The sequence below is a fragment of the Sphingomonas sp. R647 genome, assembly GCF_020177055.1.
Classification (GTDB): Bacteria; Pseudomonadota; Alphaproteobacteria; order Sphingomonadales; family Sphingomonadaceae; genus Sphingomonas.
Genome location: NZ_JAIQXT010000006.1, coordinates 19,436 through 36,225, shown reverse-complemented (window position 1 = coordinate 36,225; position 16,790 = coordinate 19,436). Strand labels below are relative to the sequence as shown.

Here is a 16,790-nt window from a genome sequence, read left to right as displayed (position 1 = left end):
GCCCTAACCCGCGCCGGCCGTCGCCTGGATGCCCGCAACGATGCTGGCGGCGCCAAACAGGATGAAGCAGCCCAGGATGACGGTGGCGCCATAGCGCCAGTTGATCCGGCCGGTGAGCATCAACAGACCGACGGCGGCGACCGCGATTACCGCAACCACCGTCGCGACCGTGCCGAGTAGCGTCCCCTGAAGCCAGCGCACCGCGCCGACAATCGCGCCCGACCCCTGTGGATCGGCCAGTTCCTGCGCGGCGGCGGCACTCGACCAGACCAACGCGGTTGCGGCCGCGAACGTCGCTGCGGCCCGATGACACAAGGTTGCGATCACTAGTCCAACGCCTCACGCACTAGGCCGTTACCCACGCATCGCGCGGGTAACGGGAAAATCAGGCCGCGACGACCGCGACCTTGCCGCTGCTCAGCGTCAGGCGCTTAAACCGGGGCAGGTCGCGCGTCAGCGCGGCGACCATCGCCTGCTTGTCGGTGCTCTTGTACGTCGACCCCAGATCCGGCGCGAACGCGATCCAGCCGGACGCTGCGTAGCGACGCGCGGTTGCTTCAGCGGTCGAATCGAGCTTGCCGCTTTCCGAAACGACAACGACCACATCCAGATCGGACTTGCCTTTGGGGACCGCCATGAAGCCGTCAATCACGCGGTGCGAATCGACCGCATATTTGCCCTTGTAGGTGCGCACGCTGTTGCCAGCGAAGGCCATGGCGGGGTTGATCGCGCCTGCGGCAACCACGCCCGCTGCGGAGACTGCGCCCGCGCGCCCAAGAAACGACCGGCGGCTCACCTGGCCCTGTTCATTGTTGTTCATGTTCGACATGCCCCCCTCGCCTGATCAGACGTAACTAACGCAGCGTAACCACTTGCGCGATCGGAAACAACGATAGATCGCAGTATTTTGGAAACGTCGGGAACAGCGGCGGCGCGATGGGGGCACACAGCGTGACGGAGTATTCGAGCGACGACGGCGACGCGCAGAAACTCTGGCGCGCGATCCTTACCAGCCCGGCGCTTCAGGCCCGGTTGGGCGCCTATTACGATGCGGCCGAGTTCGATGCGGAACTGCGTGTGATTGCTGAGGAACTGGGCCTCGATTCCGCTTCGGCGGCGATCGAAGTACCGGCACCCGATCCGCTGGGCATTTCGCGATTTCAAGGTGCGCCGGTCACGCTCGACACCTGGCCGCAGATCGGTTGGCTACCGGTGCGGGCGGTGCCGGGGCATGGGGCTCCCGCATTCGACTGGGCCTGGTTCGGCGATCGTGCGCTAAGCGAGCCGTTGTTCGAAGACAGCGTCAACCGGGTCGCGTCGCGCCCGCTCAGCCGGATGTTCCGCACGCGCACCGATCTTGCCGGGTTGATCGCCGGCGCGGAGCGAGAAGCGACGCTGGCCCCCGACGGAATCGTCTTCCACATGTCACGCTGCGGCTCGACGCTGGTCGCACAGATGCTGGCCGCAGTGCCGCATCATGTCGTTGCGTCGGAAGCTGCGCCGATCGATGTGCTCGTCCAGTGGGCGGTGACATCGGGCGCGCCGCTCGATCAGCAAGTCGCGGCGCTTCGCGCGCTGGTCGCAGCATTGGGTCGCAACCGTTCGGGGAACGCGCGGCGCTTTTTTCTTAAGCTCGACGCGTGGAATGTCGTGGCGCTGCCGCTGTTCCGTGCGGCGTTCCCGTCGACCCCCTGGATATTCCTGTATCGCAAGCCGGAGGAGGTGATGGTGTCCCACATTGGGATGCCTGGAATTCATTTTTCCGCAGGCGTCGTCCCGGAGCTCGGGGTGGTCGATACCGGCAACGTGTTTTCGATCGAGGATCAGGGTGCCGCAGTACTGGCCAGGTATCTCGATTGCGCGATCGAGCATGCCTCGGTCGGGGGCGGGTTGCTGGTCAACTATGCCGACCTGCGATCGGCGATGGAGTCGGTCATCCCGCAGCATTTCGGGTTCGATCCTGACGCGGATGAACTGGCCGCGATGGCCGCCGCCGCACGCCACAATTCCAAGGTGCCGGATCAGGCATATGCGGATGATACCGAGCAGAAGCGTGCTGCGGTCACGCCGGCAATTGCTGCGGCGGTAAAGCGGCATCTGGAGGCCCCCTATGCGCGGATCGAGGCGCTTCGTACCGGTGTTGGCGCGCAGGGCTAGATGGTTTCGATGTTATTGACTTGATTAGCGTCCCCGCTAAGGTCCCGCGTCGATGGGCCTTCGCGCGTTGTGTTAGCGGAAGCCTTTGCAGGTCATGCAGATTAAGTATTTGAACAAAGGTCGGATCACGGGGATCGGCCTTCATTTCTGGGGGGATCACTATGACGGAGCCGTTCATTGGCCAGGTTGCAACCTTCGGGTTTAACTTTGCGCCCGTAGGCTATGCGCTGGCACAGGGTCAGATCTTGTCGATCGCGCAGAACACTGCGCTGTTTTCGCTGCTCGGGACGACCTATGGCGGAAACGGTCAGACGACCTTCGCGCTTCCTGACCTTCGCGGTCGCGTGGTGTTGGGTCAGGGGCAAGGTCCGGGCCTCTCATTTCGTTCGATCGGCGAAGTGGCAGGCACTGAAACGACGACCCTGTTGAGCACCCAGATGCCGCAGCACGTCCACTCGCTTTCGGGCGTGACGGGTACGCTCAGCGCAATCAACCTCAAGGCGACGGAACAGAATCCCCCGGCCGGTGGCTATCTGGCACGCGGTGTCGATACGGCGCCACAGCCGGACTCGATCCCCGAAATTTATCTGCCCGCTTCTGTGGGTGATCCCGCGGCAAAGGTCCCGCTGGCCGGCGTGAATGTTGCCGGGAACACCCAGATTGCGGGCGGCAGCCAGCCCTTCTCGACGATGCAGCCGTATCTGGTGCTCAACCAGTGTATCGCACTGACTGGTATTTTCCCGTCGCGTAACTGATTTGCATCGGGCCGGCGATGTGCCGGCGCGATACTGATCTACGCAGGAGATGGGCCTTAACGGTCCGATGAATATTGGGGGCTCCGATGGCAACGCCGTTCATTGCAACAATCATGACCGTTCCGTACAATTTCCCGCCGCGAAACTGGGCGTTTTGTGCGGGCCAAATCCAGGCAATTGCGCAGAATACTGCTCTGTTTTCGCTAATCGGCACGACCTACGGTGGCAATGGTCAGACGACCTTTGCGCTACCCGACCTGCAAGGTCGGACAGCGATTGGCCAGGGATCGGGGCCAGGGCTGAGCACATACTCCATGGGTGAAGTGGCCGGTACCGAGAACGTTACGTTGGCCAGCACCCAGATGCCGATGCACGCCCACTCGATGGCTGGAGCGACCGGTACGCTGAGCGCGGTTAATCTAAAGGCGACCGAACAGTCGCCTCAGGCCGGCGCTTATCTCGCGCGCGGGGTGGACACGGCACCATCGCCGGACATGATCCCCCGATTCTACGTGCCAGCCGCGACCGGGGACCCTGCGACGAAGGTGCCGCTGGCTGGCGTCAATGTCGCAGGCAACACTCAGATCGCCGGCGGAAGCCAGCCGCACTCGACGATGCAGCCTTATCTGGTGATGAGCCCGGTCATCGCGCTGTTCGGTATCTTTCCGTCGCGCAACTGAAGCGTTTCCCGCCGGGAGAAATCCCGGCGGGCCTCAGTTGAAGACGGCCTGATAATAATGGCCCGGAACCGCGTCGGCCGGGGGCATCGTCTGCTCGATATAGACCATATCCGGCCCGAACGACCCGCTACGCATCGCGTAGATGCCGGTACCAAGCTGAACCATCGGATCCGAATGGAACATCAGCCGGAATGGCGGTCGCATCGACGGGCGATGGTTGGTCAGCGGCGTCGCACTCAACAACGTGATATCGACATTGCGCGGTTCGCAATCGAGGCGGAACAGCTTGCCGACGTGCGGCTGGAATTCCTCGATCACCATCGGGCGGGGGATGAGTTCAGTGGTCATGCCGCGCACCCTAAATGGAAATTCGGCGCAATCAACTGCCGGATCGCGCGGTACAAGGGTTGATCGTTGAGCCATTTCGAAACCGACCCTGCCGCTGCCTTCGATGCCGCCTTTGGCGCGCGCGCCGGTGACCTTCAGTGCCGACCGCGTACATCAGGCGACGTGGAATTTTTGATCGCCTGCGCCATTGCCTGCTCGCCGATGCAGGGCCTTCTTTCCGAAGCGATGCTCGTGCAGCAGGCCGAGTTTCAGCGCGCAGCGCATGATGCGGCGCATCCCGACGCAATGCACCGGATCGTAACCCGCGATGGCGCGCCGATCGGGCATATTCTGGTCGCATGGCACGGCGCGGGCACGCATCTTGTCGATATCGCGGTACGTCCCGAGCATCGCGGTATCGGCGCCGGCGGACATCTGCTGGCCGCCTGGCTCGCGGCCGCCGACGCGAATGGCTTAACCGCGACGCTGGAGGTCCAGGTCGGCAATCCGGCGCGTCAGATCTACGAAAGACTGGGGTTCGTTGAGACCGAACCCGACCCTTGGGCCGCGTTCGCCGAAATGCATCGCGCGCCGGTTCAGCGCTGAAGCGACGCCGCCTCTCCGGCGGGCACGAAGCAGGACAGCGGCACGTGCGTCGTGAAGCAATGTCCGCCGCCTGTCGGCACTGCGTCGCCGCAACTGGTCCAGGCGTGGGCCCGCAGTTCGCCCTCGGGACGCGCCCGCTCAATCCCCAAAATCACCGCGCATGGCACGCGCCACAAGGCGCATAGCGCTTTCGCCGCCATCGCCTGCGGCAGGCAGTTCGATCGGAACGGGGCGTAGGATGCCGCGATCGACACGGCCCTCCCGATCAACCGTGCGCGTGCCACTTGCTGCGGCGTCGCGGCTGGGCGATGCGCGGTCGCGCCGAGATTGACACCCAACAACGGCGCGATGCGGCGGAACGGCACGATCGCGATCAACGCGGATGACATGCCGATCAGCAGCCACGCGGGCAGCAGCCACAGCAGCACGAAGGCCGGCTGGCGTCGCGCCACGGCCAATTTGCGCGCAATTATCGCGGTGCGCGACACGTAACCATCTCCATCCACTGCAAATCGGCCACTGCATTTCGGCTTGTGACGCCGGGGGTTCCACGGCATGCACTAGCACCGCCCATCGTGCGGTGCCAATGGGCGAGGCGGAGGGCGCATGACCGATCATATGACGATCGACCATGAAGTGGGCAAGCGGATCACCGGGGCCGATGAATGCGCGCTGGTGCAGACCGCCTATGCCCGCAATCCCGCCTCTTCGCTGTTGCGCGCCCGGCTGGCAGTGCTGCTCATGCGCAACGACCGGTTCGACGATGTCATCGCGCTCTACGCCGACATCGACCCCGACAGCCTCGACTTCGCCGAAGTGCTGGTCCTTGCCAATGCGCATATGTCGGTGGAGCGACCTGACGATACAGCGCGCGCCGCTGCGCTCGCGACGGTAGCGTTCGAGCGCGCCGATCAGGGCCCTCAGCGTGCCGCCGCGCTGGCCGCGCGCGGCAAGGCTCAGCGGCGCCTGGGCCACATTGAAGCTGCGGAGCAGAGCCTGAGACAGGCGTTGGCGCATGATCCGCGCAACAAGGATGCATGCAAGCGGCTCGCCAGCCTCTATTTCGACAGCGGCGCTCCCGAACGCGTGCTCGACGAGATGGCGCAGCTCGATGCGCAGGGGGTGGGCCATTCGCGCCTGTTCGCGGCGCAGACGCTGGCGCTGGCCCAGCTCGGCCGGATCGACGCCGCGCGCGAACAGGATGGGTGGGATCGGTTCGCCTATCGCGGCATGCTTGGCACGCCCGCAGGGTTCGACGATCTCGACACCTTCAACGCGGCACTCGCCGCCGAACTGCTGACCCATCCGGGGCTGCGCTATGAACGCTACGGCAGCGCGTCCGAACAAACCTGGCGGATCGATGCGCCTGCGACGGGGGAGTCACCGCGCATCCGCCAACTGCTCGATGGGCTTGCCGGGACGATCGATGCGCATCTCGTGTCGCTGGCGGCGGACGATCATCCCTGGCTGCGCGCCCAACCCCGCGCAGGGATCTTGCACAGCTGGTGCGTCATCACCGAAAGCACCGGGTTCGAAACCTGGCACGTCCACCAGTTTGGCTGGTTGAGTGGCGTCTATTATGTCCAGATCCCTGAGGGGATCGCGACCGGGACCGACGCGGCCGGCTGTATCGCCTTCGGCATTCCCGAGGACATGGTCGGCGACGATGCGGCACAGGCATTCGGCAGCACCATCGTCCGGCCGACTGCGGGCACGGTGATGCTGTTCCCGTCGCATTGCTACCACCGCACCTTCCCGCACGGCGCCGCCGAGCGGCGCATTTGCGTCGCGTTCGACATCTGGCCGGGCTGACCGGTCGATGCCGCGGTTGACCGGCTACGGGCTGCGGTTGGAGTCGCAGCTCGCGGTTCCCGGCGCAGTCGTGGATGATCGCGACGGTCCGCCCGATCTCGTGATCGGGCTGGAGCCGCCGCAATCGACCGCAAACGCGCCGGTTTATGCGCTGACGCATGACGGCCTGTGCTTTGTATGTCCCGGCGTCGCCAGCTATCGGATTTCGGCGCATGCGATCACCGTCGCCCCCGATCCGGATGCACCTCTAGACATAGTGCCAGGCATGCTCGTCGCCACCGCGCTTCCCGCCTGGTTGTGGTTGCGCGACCGGTTCGTGCTGCACGCCGGGGCGGTTCGGCTTCGCGGTGGTGGCGCACTTGCGATCGCCGGCGCATCGGGCAGCGGCAAATCGACGATTCTGGCGCAGCTGACCGGGGCAGGTGCGGCGCTGATCGGCGACGATACGATCGCCTTTTCGCGCGACACCGGCACGCGAGCGAGCGGGCTTGGCGGCGGCTGGTTTGCCGCGCGCAATGCCGGAAGCGGGCGGCAGTTTGTATCGGTGCATGCGTGTCAGTCACTCGCCAGCGCGCCGATTGCCGCGATCCTGAAACTCGACGCGCGCACCGAGGGCGAAGCCTGTTTCGCAAGGCTTGATCCGGTTGCGGCGGTCGCGTCCCTGCTCACGCACCGGCACAGGCCGCGCGTCCCGGCATTGCTTGGCCGAACGGCCGAGGTTTTACGCGATGCCACCCTACTCGCGGGCGCAATCCCGCACTATAGCTGGCGGCGACGTGCGGGGGCGGCGCCGCTGACCCCGGCGGAATGGACACTGCTTGACCGGATCGGGATGGGGGAAGAGATCGAATGAGCGACGCAAAATGGACGCGGAACGACGACTGGGTGGGCTCCGCGATCGAAGACAGCTTCGTGATGGTGAACATCGGCAATGGCGCCTACGTCTCGCTGAACGAGACGGCTCATGCGATCTGGAACGCGCTGGAAGTTCCGAGCACGCAGGACGAGATCACGGCAAGCCTGACCGCGCAATTCGCGGTCGCGCCTGACGCCTGCGCAGCGGCGGTCCAGCGCACGCTGGCCGAGATGGAGGTGCAGCAGCTCGCACGTGCCGGCTGACTCGCGCTTTTGCGGCCATGCCTATGGCCTGGTGTGGCGTAGCGATCTTCCGCTGGTTCAGTTCGCCAATGGCGATGATGCGCAAACGGCCGATGTCCTGATCCGGCGCAGCGCCGCGCTCGCGCAGCGGGAGCATGTCGCCCCGGTGCGCGCAGGCGCCTTGTTTACCGATGGCACCCGGTTCCCGTGGCGGGATCAGGCGATTTTCGACATGGTCGACGGAAACCGGGTCGATTATCTGCCTGGGCCGACCTGGACTGGTGCCTTGCCGCACGCATTTTATGGCACCGTCGTTGCGCATCTGCTGGCGTGGCGCGGCTTGATCCCGATGCATGCGTGTGCGGTCGCGATCGACGGGCGCGCCTTGCTGATCGCGGGAGCGGCCGGGGCGGGGAAATCGAGCCTTACCGCCGGCCTGATCGCGGCGGGCGCGCGCCTGCTGAGCGACGACCTGTCCGCGATCCGGTGCGATCCTGTCGATGCGCTGGATCCGGTCATCCTGCCGGGACGGACGACGATCCGTCTTGATCCCGTCGTCGCCGCATGGACCGAAGGCGAGGTGCTGGACCTGCCATTGCGGGAGACGCGCGGCAAGCAGGTGCTAAGGCTCCGCGCGCGGTTCGATGCTGGGGCATATCCGCTGGCTGGGGTGATCGCGCTCGGGCTTCCGCCCGGCACCCTCGCGCCTGTGGCCCGCGCGCAATTTCTCGCCCGCCATCTCTTTCGGCCGGCCTGGCTCGCAGCGCTGCCCAACCATCCTGAACGCCAGCGCGCGCTGTTGAAATTGGCAGATTTTCTGCCGGTCGTCGGGTTTCCGGGTGTGGCGAGGGGTGGCCACGCGGAACATGAGCAGCGTGCACAGGATGCACTGACGCTGGGTCGCAGCTTCACGCCATCATGACAGGCCGCGCCACCAGACGAAGAACTCGCCGGCAAGGGCGGTCAACTGGGTTCGGGTCGCTTCGCCGAAGGTACTGACTCCCGCCCCATTTCGCGCAAGTCCGCGGTCGAGCGCGGCAAGGTCGATCCACTCGTCCGCGCCTGCCTGGCGAAACAGGGGGATCCGCACGCGGGCCGCGCCAGCTTCCGACCTGAGGCGCTCTGCATAATCGGGCGCGATCCCCGGACCCTTGCCCCGCAACCGGATCGAATCCGGTAGCTTGCCGCTCAGCAACTGCCGTGCCGGAGTCCGTGCGCCTGGCTCGGGATACAGCATCTTCGCCGGAAAGGCCGCGAACAATGCAATCAACCGCGGATCGCGGAACGGCAGCACGTGGCGCACCCGACCCAGGTCAAGCTGCGCCGTCGCCCGATGCGCTTTGGCAAAGGCACCGCTCACGCCCCATAGATCGCGTCGCGACGGCAGGCGCTCAGGTCCGGGCCGACGCCGGCTAGCCTCCGCAATGTCCGGTGGAAGTCGGTCTAGCCAATGGCGGGCAAGATTGACGTGGAAAAGCGCGTCCGGTCCCCTCATGCCGGGATCACGCCAGGCGTTGCGCATGCGACGCAGCGCCTGTCTGATACCGACGCGTTCGCCGTACAGCGGCCGTGAATTTGTGAAGGTGAGTTCACCGAAAAGTCCATCGAATAGCAACGGCGCGCCAACCGTGCGGCTCGTTGCGATCAGCCGGTCGTAGAGATAGTGACGGAAACTGAGGCTGGGACCATTCGACGTCCGGAAATGATCTGCCCCGGGCCGGTACGGACCAGCATCCATGGCTGCGCATACCGGCACATGCGAAACGCCAAGATGCCCCGCAACGATTGCCGCCTCGCGCACCTCATCGACCTGGCCCGGCCCGCTCGCGGCACTGGTCAGGAAGTGCAGCTGCTCATCCGGCCGCAGATTGTTCGCGGTCAGCCAGGCGAGTGTCGACGAATCGAGCCCGCCGCTGAGCAGGCAGCTGTAGGCCCCGCCGACCATGCGCTGGCGCACGATGCGGAGCATGAGTGCCTCCGCTTCGGCCATTGCGCTCTCAAGGTCACCACGCCAGCCTGTAACGGCGTCGATGACCGGCGGCGGCGCCATGCGCGTCCCCGTGCGATCGATCGACACATAGGCTCCGGGATGCAGCGCACACACGCCGGCGATCGGCGTTGGCAGGCCGATTGCGGCACGGACCCAGCCATAGCCCATCGCGGCAAGCAAGCCGCTCGGGTCGAAGCGATCGCCGACCCAGTCGATCTGGCTGAGTTGGCGCAGGTCGGGGCCGATCGCGATGCGTGACCCGCGCACCGCGTAGAATAGCGGATCGCGCAATGCGATTGAACTGGCCAGCACCAGCGCGCGCCCGTCCCAATGCGCGATCATCCACTCGCCAAATAGCATGTTGCGGGCATCGGGGCCAAAACGGAGCAGCGCCGCCCGGGCAATTTCGAGGTCGCCGGTCCCGCCGGGCAAGCCGAGCCGGGCCGCGACCGGTTCGGCTTCATCCAGTCGACCTAGGAACAAGGTAAGGTGAGCGCCGCTGCGATCCATTTGAGCTGCGCCCGGATCGGCAAGGTCCACGGGCGTGCCCAACCCTGACGCGGTATCGGCATCGACCAGTAATCCAAGAACCGCGGCGGCACGCGCATCAACGCTCGCGCCCCCCAGATCAAACAGACCGTAAAGGCCGGTGCGGTCCACGATTTCCCCCTGCTCCGACGCAACTTGACTGGCCCCTGGCCCTGCCTATCACTGCGGCGATGGACATTCTACGGGCAAGCGAGCGGGCAATTCGGGCGGCGCTCGCGCACCAGGCGTATGTTCAGGACCGGATTCGGCTGGTTGTACGCGATCTGCAAGACTTCGACATTCTGGTCTCGAGCAGGAACGGTCTGTTCGCTGCCAATTCCGAAGGCGTGGCTCTGATCGCGCATGGCTTTTTCTTCGGGCTGCATCGTCATCGTGACACAGTGTTCGTCTTCGAATCTTGTGGTGTCCCGCATAGCGGCATCGAGCGGGGTCGGATCCTTGCGCTCGATCTGGAAGGCGACATCATCACCGCCACGCGGGTCATCGCCCGCGACCTCGACAATCAGTGTCATCAGCTGGCGGTGATCGATAATCTGGTCTGCGTGGTCGACACCGCCAACCAGGTGATCCGCCGCTTTACGCTGGATGGTACGGCCGTCGATGTCAAAACCCCGCTTGGGATCGTGCGACGGGGGGAGCGGACTCCGCGCTATCGGCACATCAACTCGATCGCCCATGTCGCGGGCGCGGTCGTTCTGATGTTGCATAACGGGGCCGGCCAGACCCGGCGGCCCAGCGAGTTGGCGTGGCTCGATTCAGACTGGCGCGTCACCCATTTTGAGACACTGGCTGGCTATGGCTGCCATGACATTGTCGAAGACGGGGAAGGCGTGCTGTGGCACTGTGGATCGCAGGATGGCGAGCTGCTGCGGAGCAATGGCCCGGCGATCTCGGTCAGCAACCAAATGACGCGTGGGCTGGCGCCACATCGCGACGGCTGGGTCGTGGGCGTCTCGCAGTTCGCTTCGCGTGAAAACCGCACCACTTTAGGCGGGTTGTTGGTCTGTCTCGATCACCAGCACAAACCCGTACGCGAACTTCAAGTCGATGGCGCCCCCACCGTAATCATACCGATCCGTTAGCCGAACGCCCGGCATTCGACGCAACCAGATCGCTCTGATCACGGTGGAGAGCTAAAAGCCAATTACGACTGCGTGCAATCGGGGCCCACCACGCTGCCGTCCAAGCCACGACCCGGAAAGCCAGCGGTTTCCTCGATCGCGAGCACCGAGATTTCGGGTTCAATCCAGCTACGCAGTTCCGGCACTGGCTGTTCGGTTCCGATACGATCCGTCATGTTTTCCCCTCTTCAGATCTTGCACAATCCGGACGCGGCGGCCGGTCGTTCCCGTACCCGCATGCCGGAAGGCTGCACACATGCTTACCTAACCCTGCTAGGTACCGCTGACAAGTTACCAATTAATAACGCATCGATGCGGTACAAAAACAATAAAGTCAGGCCGCAGCACGCAACTCCAGCCGTTCCCAGATCTCGACCAGCGCGGCGGTGAGATCGGCCATCATCGTCTCGTCATGCGACGGGCCTGGCGTAAAGCGAAGACGCTCGGTGCCACGCGGGACGGTCGGATAATTGATCGGCTGAACATAGACGCCGTACTCGGCGAGCAGGATGTCGCTGATCTTCTTGGCGCGTACTGGGTCACCGACCATCAGCGGGACGATGTGCGTCGTGCTGTCCATCACTGGCAGCCCGGCATCGGCGAACATCGTCTTGAGCCGCGCAGCCGCTGCCTGCTGCCCGTCGCGTTCTTCGCTCGATTGCTTGAGGTGACGCACCGACGCCAGCGCGCCCGCGACCAGCACCGGCGAGAGCGAGGTGGTGAAGATGAACCCCGGCGCATAGGAGCGGATCACGTCGATGATCATGCGATCGGCCGCGATATAGCCGCCCATCACGCCGAATGCCTTGCCCAGCGTCCCTTCGACGATCGTCAGGCGCTGCGCCGCTTCGTCGCGCTCCGAAATGCCGCCGCCGCGCGCGCCGTACATGCCGACGGCGTGAACTTCGTCGAGATAGGTCAGCGCGTTATACTTGTCGGCGAGATCGCAGATCGCGTGGATCGGGGCGATATCGCCATCCATCGAATACACGCTTTCGAACGCGATCAGTTTGGGCACATTGGGATCGTCGGCCGCGAGCAATTCCTCGAGATGTTCAAGGTCATTGTGCCGCCACACCCGCTTCTCGCACCCCGAATTGCGGATGCCCGCAATCATCGATGCATGGTTGAGTTCGTCGGAATAGATGATGCAGCCGGGCAGCACCTTGGCCAGCGTCGACAGCGTCGCCTCGTTCGAGACATAGCCGCTGGTGAACAGCAGCGCGGCTTCCTTGTCGTGCAGGTCGGCCAGCTCGGCCTCGAGATGCACGTGATAATGGGTGTTGCCGCCGATATTGCGCGTACCGCCCGACCCTGCGCCGACATCGTGCAGCGCCTCTTCCATCGCGGCGATCACCTTGGGGTGCTGGCCCATCGCAAGGTAATCGTTCGAGCACCATACGGTGATCGGCTTTGGCCCGTTATGCCCGGCAAAGCATCGCGCATTGGGGAACATGCCCTTGTTGCGCAGAATGTCGATAAAGACGCGATATCGCCCTTCGGCATGCAGCCGGTCGATCGCCTGGTTGAACACGCGCGAATAATCTACCGCGCGCGGGGAAGCCTCGCTGGTCATGTTGACCCGTTAGCGATTTTTGCGGCGCGACGCCACTAGGGCAAATTGCCTATCCTATCGATCACTGTGATCGGACGGTCGTTGCGCATCCGCTTGCCCCAGATCAGGACTCGCTGGGCGAAATCTGCTATGGTTCGTGCACCGCGGAACGGGACTCCGGGCATTTCTGCGGCTGAGAGACCAGCGCGCTCCCGCTTCAGAAAAATCTGGGAGAACCACGATGTCGCAGAACGATGTCGATTACTTCACCCGTCGCGAGCGGGCCGAGCGTGACTGCGCGGCCAAGGCGCATGATTCAAGCGCGCGCTACGCCCATCTGGCGATGGCCAATGGCTACGCCGAACGCGTCAAGGTGATGACCGAAACCCCGGCGTTCCCGCTGCGCTGAACCCGCGTCGGCGCGGCCGGCGGAGGGCTAGAGCGTCTCGATTTGATCGAGACCATATCCCGCCAATGCCGGAGCGAGCGCAGGGTCGGGCTGCGCGGTGAACACCGCGATTCCAGGTGCTGGGGAGTCGGGCCAGCTCTGCCCCTGAGTGAGATGCGCGATTCGCCGCGCAATGCCCGGCCCGCCATCGACGAAGCGCACCGGATGCGGGGCCGCGGCCGCCAGTTCGGCCTCGACCAGCGGAAAATGGGTGCAGGCGTTGACGATCACGTCAATCCGCTCGCCCGCTGCTTGTGCGAACAGGCCATCGAGCACCGCGCGATACCGCGCCGGATCGGCATCCTCACCGCGCAGCTTCGCTTCGGCGAGCTCCACCAGTTCGGCGCTGCCGTGGCGCAGCACGGTGCAATCGGCGGCGAAGCGCGCGGTCAGGTCGTCGACATAGGGCTGGCGCACCGTCGCCTGCGTCCCCAGCACGCCGATCACCCGCGTGCGGGACGCCTCCGCAGCGGGCTTGATCGCGGGCACGGTCCCGACAATCGGCACGTCGAGCGCGGCGCGGACATGCGGCAGCGCGATGGTCGATGCGGTGTTGCAGGCAATCACGATCAGCCGCGGCTTATACCGCTCTGCCAGCCGTCCGAGCAGCGCGGGGACGCGCGCGGCAATCTCCGCCTCACTGCGGGTGCCATAGGGGAATCCCGCGCTATCGGCGGCATAGACCAACGGCGCACCGGGCAGCAGCGCCCGCGCCGGCGCCAGCACCGACAGCCCGCCCACGCCCGAATCGAATAAGAGAAGGGGCCGGGTGTCGGCCATGACGGGTTCCGCTGATCGAGATTGTTGCGTGCGCTTACCGAAGACCCTAGCCTTTGTCCAAGCAAGGGGGATCATGCAGACGCAACTCACCACGATCGCGCCGGTGCTCGCCATCGCGCTTGGCTATCTTCTCGGGTCGATCCCGTTCGGGGTGGTGCTGACCCGGCTCGCCGGGGCGGGCGACCTGCGCCAGATCGGATCGGGCAATATCGGCGCGACCAACGTGCTGCGCACCGGGCGCAAGGGGCTGGCGGCGGCGACCTTGCTGCTCGATTTGCTCAAGGGCGCGGCGGCGGTGTGGATCGCGCAGGCGATCTGGCCCGGCCTTGGCGTCGTCGCGGCGGCGGGGGCGTTCATCGGCCATTGCTACCCCGTCTGGCTCAAGTTCAATGGCGGCAAAGGCGTCGCGACGCTGATGGGCATCGTCCTCGCGCTGCATTGGCCGTCTGGGATCATCTTTGCCGTGGTGTGGCTGGGGTTGCTCGCAACGCTGCGCATCTCCTCGGTCGCCGGAATGGCGGCGGCGATCAGCGCGCCGGTGAGCGCGGCGGTGATGAACCGGTTCAACCTCGTCATGCTGCTCGTCGTGCTTGCGCTGATTGTGCTGTGGAAGCATCGCGAGAATATCGAACGGCTGCTCGCCGGGACCGAACCGCGCATCGGCCGCAAGCATGGCTGACGAGGCCGCGCGCCTCGCCCGCCTTCGCCTCATCCGGTCACCGCGGATCGGCCCGGTCACCTATCGCCAGTTGATCGCCCGCTTCGGCGACGCACAGGCGGCGCTCGACGCGCTGCCCGGCCTGGCGCTGCGCGGCGGCGGACAGGCGCCGACGCTGGCCGATCCCGCGCTTGCCCGGCGCGAGCTGGCGGTGGTCGAACGACTCGGCGCGCGGCATGTGTTTCTCGACGACCCCGACTATCCGCCGTTGCTGGGTGAGCTGGAAAATGCGCCGCCCGCGCTGATCGTGCGCGGTGACATGGGGCTGCTCACCCGGCCCTGTGTCGCAATGGTCGGGGCGCGCAACGCCTCCGCCGCCGCGTGCCGCTTCGCGCGCCAGCTGGCGCAGGGGCTAGGCGAGGCGGGGGCCACGGTCGTCTCAGGGCTGGCGCGCGGCATCGACACCGCCGCGCATCACGGCTCGCTCGCCAGCGGCACGGTCGGCGTCATCGCGAGCGGCATCGACATCGCCTTTCCGCCGGAAAATGCGGAGCTTCAGGAACGCGTCGCGCAGCACGGCCTGCTGATCGCCGAACAGCCGCCGGGCGCCGAGCCGCTCGCCCGCCATTTCCCCTCACGCAACCGCATCATCGCCGGCCTCGCCCAAGGGACGGTGGTGGTCGAGGCAGCTCCGCGCTCCGGCTCGCTGATCACCGCACGGATCGCGGCGGAGGCGGGGCGGGAGGTGATGGCGGTCCCCGGCTCGCCGATCGACCCGCGCGCGCAGGGCTGCAACCTGCTGATCCGCGAGGGCGCGACGCTGGTGCAGGGCGTGGACGACATCCTCGAAATGATCCGCCCGATCGATCCGCGCGCGGTGCGCTCGCCGGTCTCGGGCTTCGGCGCAGAGCCAGGACGTGAACCCGACGCGGGCGAACGCAACCGGGTGGAGGGGCTGCTCGGCCCGGTGCCTGTCCCGGTTGATGAACTGATCCGCCAATCCGCCCTGCCCGGCGCGGCGGTGCAACTGGTGCTGCTCGAACTCGAACTCGCCGGCCGGCTGGAGCGGCATGCCGGCGGGCGGGTCAGTCTGCGGTAAGGGATCAATGGCGACCGTCACACCCATCCGGCCCGGGCAGCTCATTGCCCGCCTGTCCGCCCTGCTGCTCGACAATGCGGTCCTTGCAACGATCGCCGTCGTCGGGCTAACTCTGCTGATCACTGCCGCCGATCTCGTCAGCTCGGACGCGGAGGCGATGATCCTGAGCAGCGTGGCGTCGGCGGTTGGCCAGTATCTGCTGCTCCGCAATACGCTCGGCCGGATCGGCTTGCTTGCCGAACATCCCAATCGCGCCATCGGATCGTTCATTCTCGCGTCGATTCTGATCGGCATCGGGTTGGTGCTCGGCGCTATCGCGCTGGTGATCCCGGCCCTCATCCTGGCGTTGCGCTGGACCCCGGCCTTGCCGCTGGTTCTTGGGACCGAGCGGTTGAATGCCACCGAAGCCCTTGAGGAAGCCATGCGCCGCACCAAGGGTCAGGCGTTGGCGATCCTGCCCGCCTTTCTGCTGACATTCATCCCGAACGTCGCCAGCTTCGTCCTCATCGTCACGGAAGTGGCCGGTGAGACGGCCTCGCCGCTGACCTACGGGGCGATCAATCTTCTGGGAAACATCGGGCTTGTCGCGTCGATCTATTTGTCGGTGGCGGTCTATCAGGAGACGCTTGATCCCGACAGCGATGTCCGCGCGGTATTTGCTTGAATTTGCAGTGCTTACCCCGCCATCACCCGCGCACTCGCCTCCCGCAGCGTGATCGTTCCGGACGCGAGCGCGAGCGGGTAGAGAATCTCGTTCTCGATCCGCACCCGCGCCGACAGCGCGGACAGGACGCGCTTGCTCGCCTCGATGAACAGCTCGTGGTCGCTCTCGATCTCGTCGGCGGTCCATTCGTCGACATAGGCGCGCCATTGCGCGGCGAGCTGGTCGAAATCGCCCATCGCAATCTCCGCCGCCTCGCGCTGCGCCAGGTCGCCCTTGGCCAGAAGGTGTGGATAGACCTCCAGATCCTCGGTCGCGAGATGGGCCGCAAGTTCGGTGTCCAGCCCCACGATCATCGTGCGCAGCATCGTCGGCGATGCGGTCGTGACGGCCCGCATCAGCGCGTCGCTGCGGGCGCTGATCTGCGCATGTTCGTCAATCAACCGTTCGACCGAAACCATTGCCGGACCCTCCTCTGCCGACTCTTATAGACG

General features: G+C 65.4%; 22 protein-coding genes. 13 read left to right on the top strand and 9 right to left on the bottom strand.

Translation table 11 applies throughout. The features are described 5' to 3' along the window. Positions 1-3 precede the first annotated feature (3 nt). Complete coding sequence (locus K9B35_RS15700; protein ID WP_412103475.1) at positions 4-327, bottom strand: TrbC/VirB2 family protein; 324 nt, start codon at positions 325-327, stop codon at positions 4-6. Positions 328-385: 58 nt separating this feature from the next. Continuing rightward, a complete protein-coding gene (locus K9B35_RS15695; RefSeq protein WP_224922935.1) occupies positions 386-829 on the bottom strand; it encodes a dienelactone hydrolase family protein in 444 nt (147 codons plus the stop codon). Positions 830-951: 122 nt separating this feature from the next. Here K9B35_RS15695 and K9B35_RS15690 point away from each other — a divergent pair, with 122 nt between their 5' ends. From K9B35_RS15690 to K9B35_RS15680, 3 genes are all read left to right on the top strand, one after another. Next, the gene (locus K9B35_RS15690) at positions 952-2,157 is read left to right on the top strand and encodes a hypothetical protein (protein WP_224922934.1); all 1,206 of its coding nucleotides are present in this window, start codon (positions 952-954) and stop codon (positions 2,155-2,157) included. Between the two features lie 161 nt (positions 2,158-2,318). Then, positions 2,319-2,912 carry a phage tail protein gene (locus K9B35_RS15685; RefSeq protein ID WP_224922933.1) on the top strand — a complete coding sequence of 198 codons (594 nt, stop codon included), beginning with the start codon at positions 2,319-2,321 and terminating at the stop codon, positions 2,910-2,912. Between the two features lie 86 nt (positions 2,913-2,998). Beyond that, entirely contained in the window at positions 2,999-3,592 is a 594-nt protein-coding gene (locus K9B35_RS15680) for a phage tail protein (protein ID WP_224922932.1), read from the top strand. A gap of 33 nt (positions 3,593-3,625) precedes the next feature. Here K9B35_RS15680 and K9B35_RS15675 read toward each other — a convergent pair whose 3' ends face one another. Next, entirely contained in the window at positions 3,626-3,940 is a 315-nt protein-coding gene (locus K9B35_RS15675) for a DUF6916 family protein (protein WP_224922931.1), read from the bottom strand. A 66-nt stretch (positions 3,941-4,006) separates the two neighbouring features. On the opposite strand from K9B35_RS15675, the gene K9B35_RS15670 reads away from it, so the two are divergent. After that, positions 4,007-4,525, top strand: coding sequence for a GNAT family N-acetyltransferase (locus tag K9B35_RS15670; protein ID WP_224922930.1), 519 nt, complete (start codon positions 4,007-4,009; stop codon positions 4,523-4,525). Here K9B35_RS15670 and K9B35_RS15665 read toward each other — a convergent pair. Then, positions 4,516-5,013 carry a lasso peptide biosynthesis B2 protein gene (locus K9B35_RS15665; protein WP_224922929.1) on the bottom strand — a complete coding sequence of 166 codons (498 nt, stop codon included), beginning with the start codon at positions 5,011-5,013 and terminating at the stop codon, positions 4,516-4,518. The two genes, K9B35_RS15670 and K9B35_RS15665, sit on opposite strands and share 10 nt — an antisense overlap. A gap of 118 nt (positions 5,014-5,131) precedes the next feature. Here K9B35_RS15665 and K9B35_RS15660 point away from each other — a divergent pair, with 118 nt between their 5' ends. The 4 genes from K9B35_RS15660 to K9B35_RS15645 are packed head-to-tail and all read left to right on the top strand — an operon-like array spanning position 5,132 to position 8,357. Next, the gene (locus K9B35_RS15660) at positions 5,132-6,337 is read left to right on the top strand and encodes a putative 2OG-Fe(II) oxygenase (RefSeq protein WP_224922928.1); all 1,206 of its coding nucleotides are present in this window, start codon (positions 5,132-5,134) and stop codon (positions 6,335-6,337) included. Positions 6,338-6,344: 7 nt separating this feature from the next. Next, the gene (locus K9B35_RS15655; protein ID WP_224922927.1) at positions 6,345-7,190 is read left to right on the top strand and encodes a hypothetical protein; all 846 of its coding nucleotides are present in this window, start codon (positions 6,345-6,347) and stop codon (positions 7,188-7,190) included. Next, positions 7,187-7,456, top strand: coding sequence for a PqqD family protein (locus K9B35_RS15650; protein ID WP_224922926.1), 270 nt, complete (start codon positions 7,187-7,189; stop codon positions 7,454-7,456). The genes K9B35_RS15655 and K9B35_RS15650 overlap by 4 nt, the downstream gene beginning before the upstream one ends. Next, positions 7,446-8,357: a hypothetical protein gene (locus K9B35_RS15645; RefSeq protein ID WP_224922925.1), complete on the top strand. Its 912-nt coding sequence runs from the start codon at positions 7,446-7,448 to the stop codon at positions 8,355-8,357. The genes K9B35_RS15650 and K9B35_RS15645 overlap by 11 nt, the downstream gene beginning before the upstream one ends. On the opposite strand, the gene K9B35_RS20295 is transcribed toward K9B35_RS15645, so the two are convergent. Then, a complete protein-coding gene (locus tag K9B35_RS20295) occupies positions 8,352-10,085 on the bottom strand; it encodes an asparagine synthase-related protein (RefSeq protein ID WP_224922924.1) in 1,734 nt (577 codons plus the stop codon). The two genes, K9B35_RS15645 and K9B35_RS20295, sit on opposite strands and share 6 nt — an antisense overlap. Positions 10,086-10,144: 59 nt before the next feature. Between K9B35_RS20295 and K9B35_RS15635 the strand changes: the two genes are divergently transcribed. Further along, the gene (locus K9B35_RS15635) at positions 10,145-11,056 is read left to right on the top strand and encodes a hypothetical protein (RefSeq protein ID WP_224922923.1); all 912 of its coding nucleotides are present in this window, start codon (positions 10,145-10,147) and stop codon (positions 11,054-11,056) included. Positions 11,057-11,118: 62 nt separating this feature from the next. On the opposite strand, the gene K9B35_RS15630 is transcribed toward K9B35_RS15635, so the two are convergent. After that, complete coding sequence (locus tag K9B35_RS15630; RefSeq protein WP_224922922.1) at positions 11,119-11,271, bottom strand: hypothetical protein; 153 nt, start codon at positions 11,269-11,271, stop codon at positions 11,119-11,121. A gap of 158 nt (positions 11,272-11,429) precedes the next feature. Then, positions 11,430-12,671: a 5-aminolevulinate synthase gene (hemA, locus tag K9B35_RS15625; RefSeq protein ID WP_224922921.1), complete on the bottom strand. Its 1,242-nt coding sequence runs from the start codon at positions 12,669-12,671 to the stop codon at positions 11,430-11,432. 220 nt (positions 12,672-12,891) lie between these two features. On the opposite strand from hemA, the gene K9B35_RS15620 reads away from it, so the two are divergent. Continuing rightward, positions 12,892-13,059 carry a hypothetical protein gene (locus K9B35_RS15620; RefSeq protein WP_224922920.1) on the top strand — a complete coding sequence of 56 codons (168 nt, stop codon included), beginning with the start codon at positions 12,892-12,894 and terminating at the stop codon, positions 13,057-13,059. Between the two features lie 27 nt (positions 13,060-13,086). Here K9B35_RS15620 and murI read toward each other — a convergent pair whose 3' ends face one another. Further along, positions 13,087-13,878 (bottom strand): glutamate racemase, encoded by a 792-nt coding sequence (murI, locus tag K9B35_RS15615; protein ID WP_224922919.1) that lies wholly within the window; start codon positions 13,876-13,878, stop codon positions 13,087-13,089. Positions 13,879-13,951: 73 nt separating this feature from the next. On the opposite strand from murI, the gene plsY reads away from it, so the two are divergent. Genes plsY through K9B35_RS15600 form a run of 3 tightly spaced genes read left to right on the top strand, consistent with a single transcriptional unit; the run spans position 13,952 to position 16,299 of the window. Beyond that, positions 13,952-14,557 (top strand): glycerol-3-phosphate 1-O-acyltransferase PlsY, encoded by a 606-nt coding sequence (gene plsY / locus K9B35_RS15610; protein ID WP_224922918.1) that lies wholly within the window; start codon positions 13,952-13,954, stop codon positions 14,555-14,557. Next, positions 14,550-15,635 carry a DNA-processing protein DprA gene (gene dprA, locus K9B35_RS15605; RefSeq protein WP_224922917.1) on the top strand — a complete coding sequence of 362 codons (1,086 nt, stop codon included), beginning with the start codon at positions 14,550-14,552 and terminating at the stop codon, positions 15,633-15,635. Before plsY ends, dprA begins: the two co-directional genes overlap by 8 nt. After that, positions 15,607-16,299: a hypothetical protein gene (locus K9B35_RS15600; protein ID WP_224922916.1), complete on the top strand. Its 693-nt coding sequence runs from the start codon at positions 15,607-15,609 to the stop codon at positions 16,297-16,299. The genes dprA and K9B35_RS15600 overlap by 29 nt, the downstream gene beginning before the upstream one ends. A gap of 11 nt (positions 16,300-16,310) precedes the next feature. Here the strand turns inward: K9B35_RS15600 and K9B35_RS15595 are convergent, their stop codons facing one another. Then, on the bottom strand, positions 16,311-16,757 hold the full coding sequence (locus K9B35_RS15595) for a hemerythrin domain-containing protein (protein WP_224922915.1): 447 nt from the start codon (positions 16,755-16,757) through the stop codon (positions 16,311-16,313). Positions 16,758-16,790 lie beyond the last annotated feature (33 nt).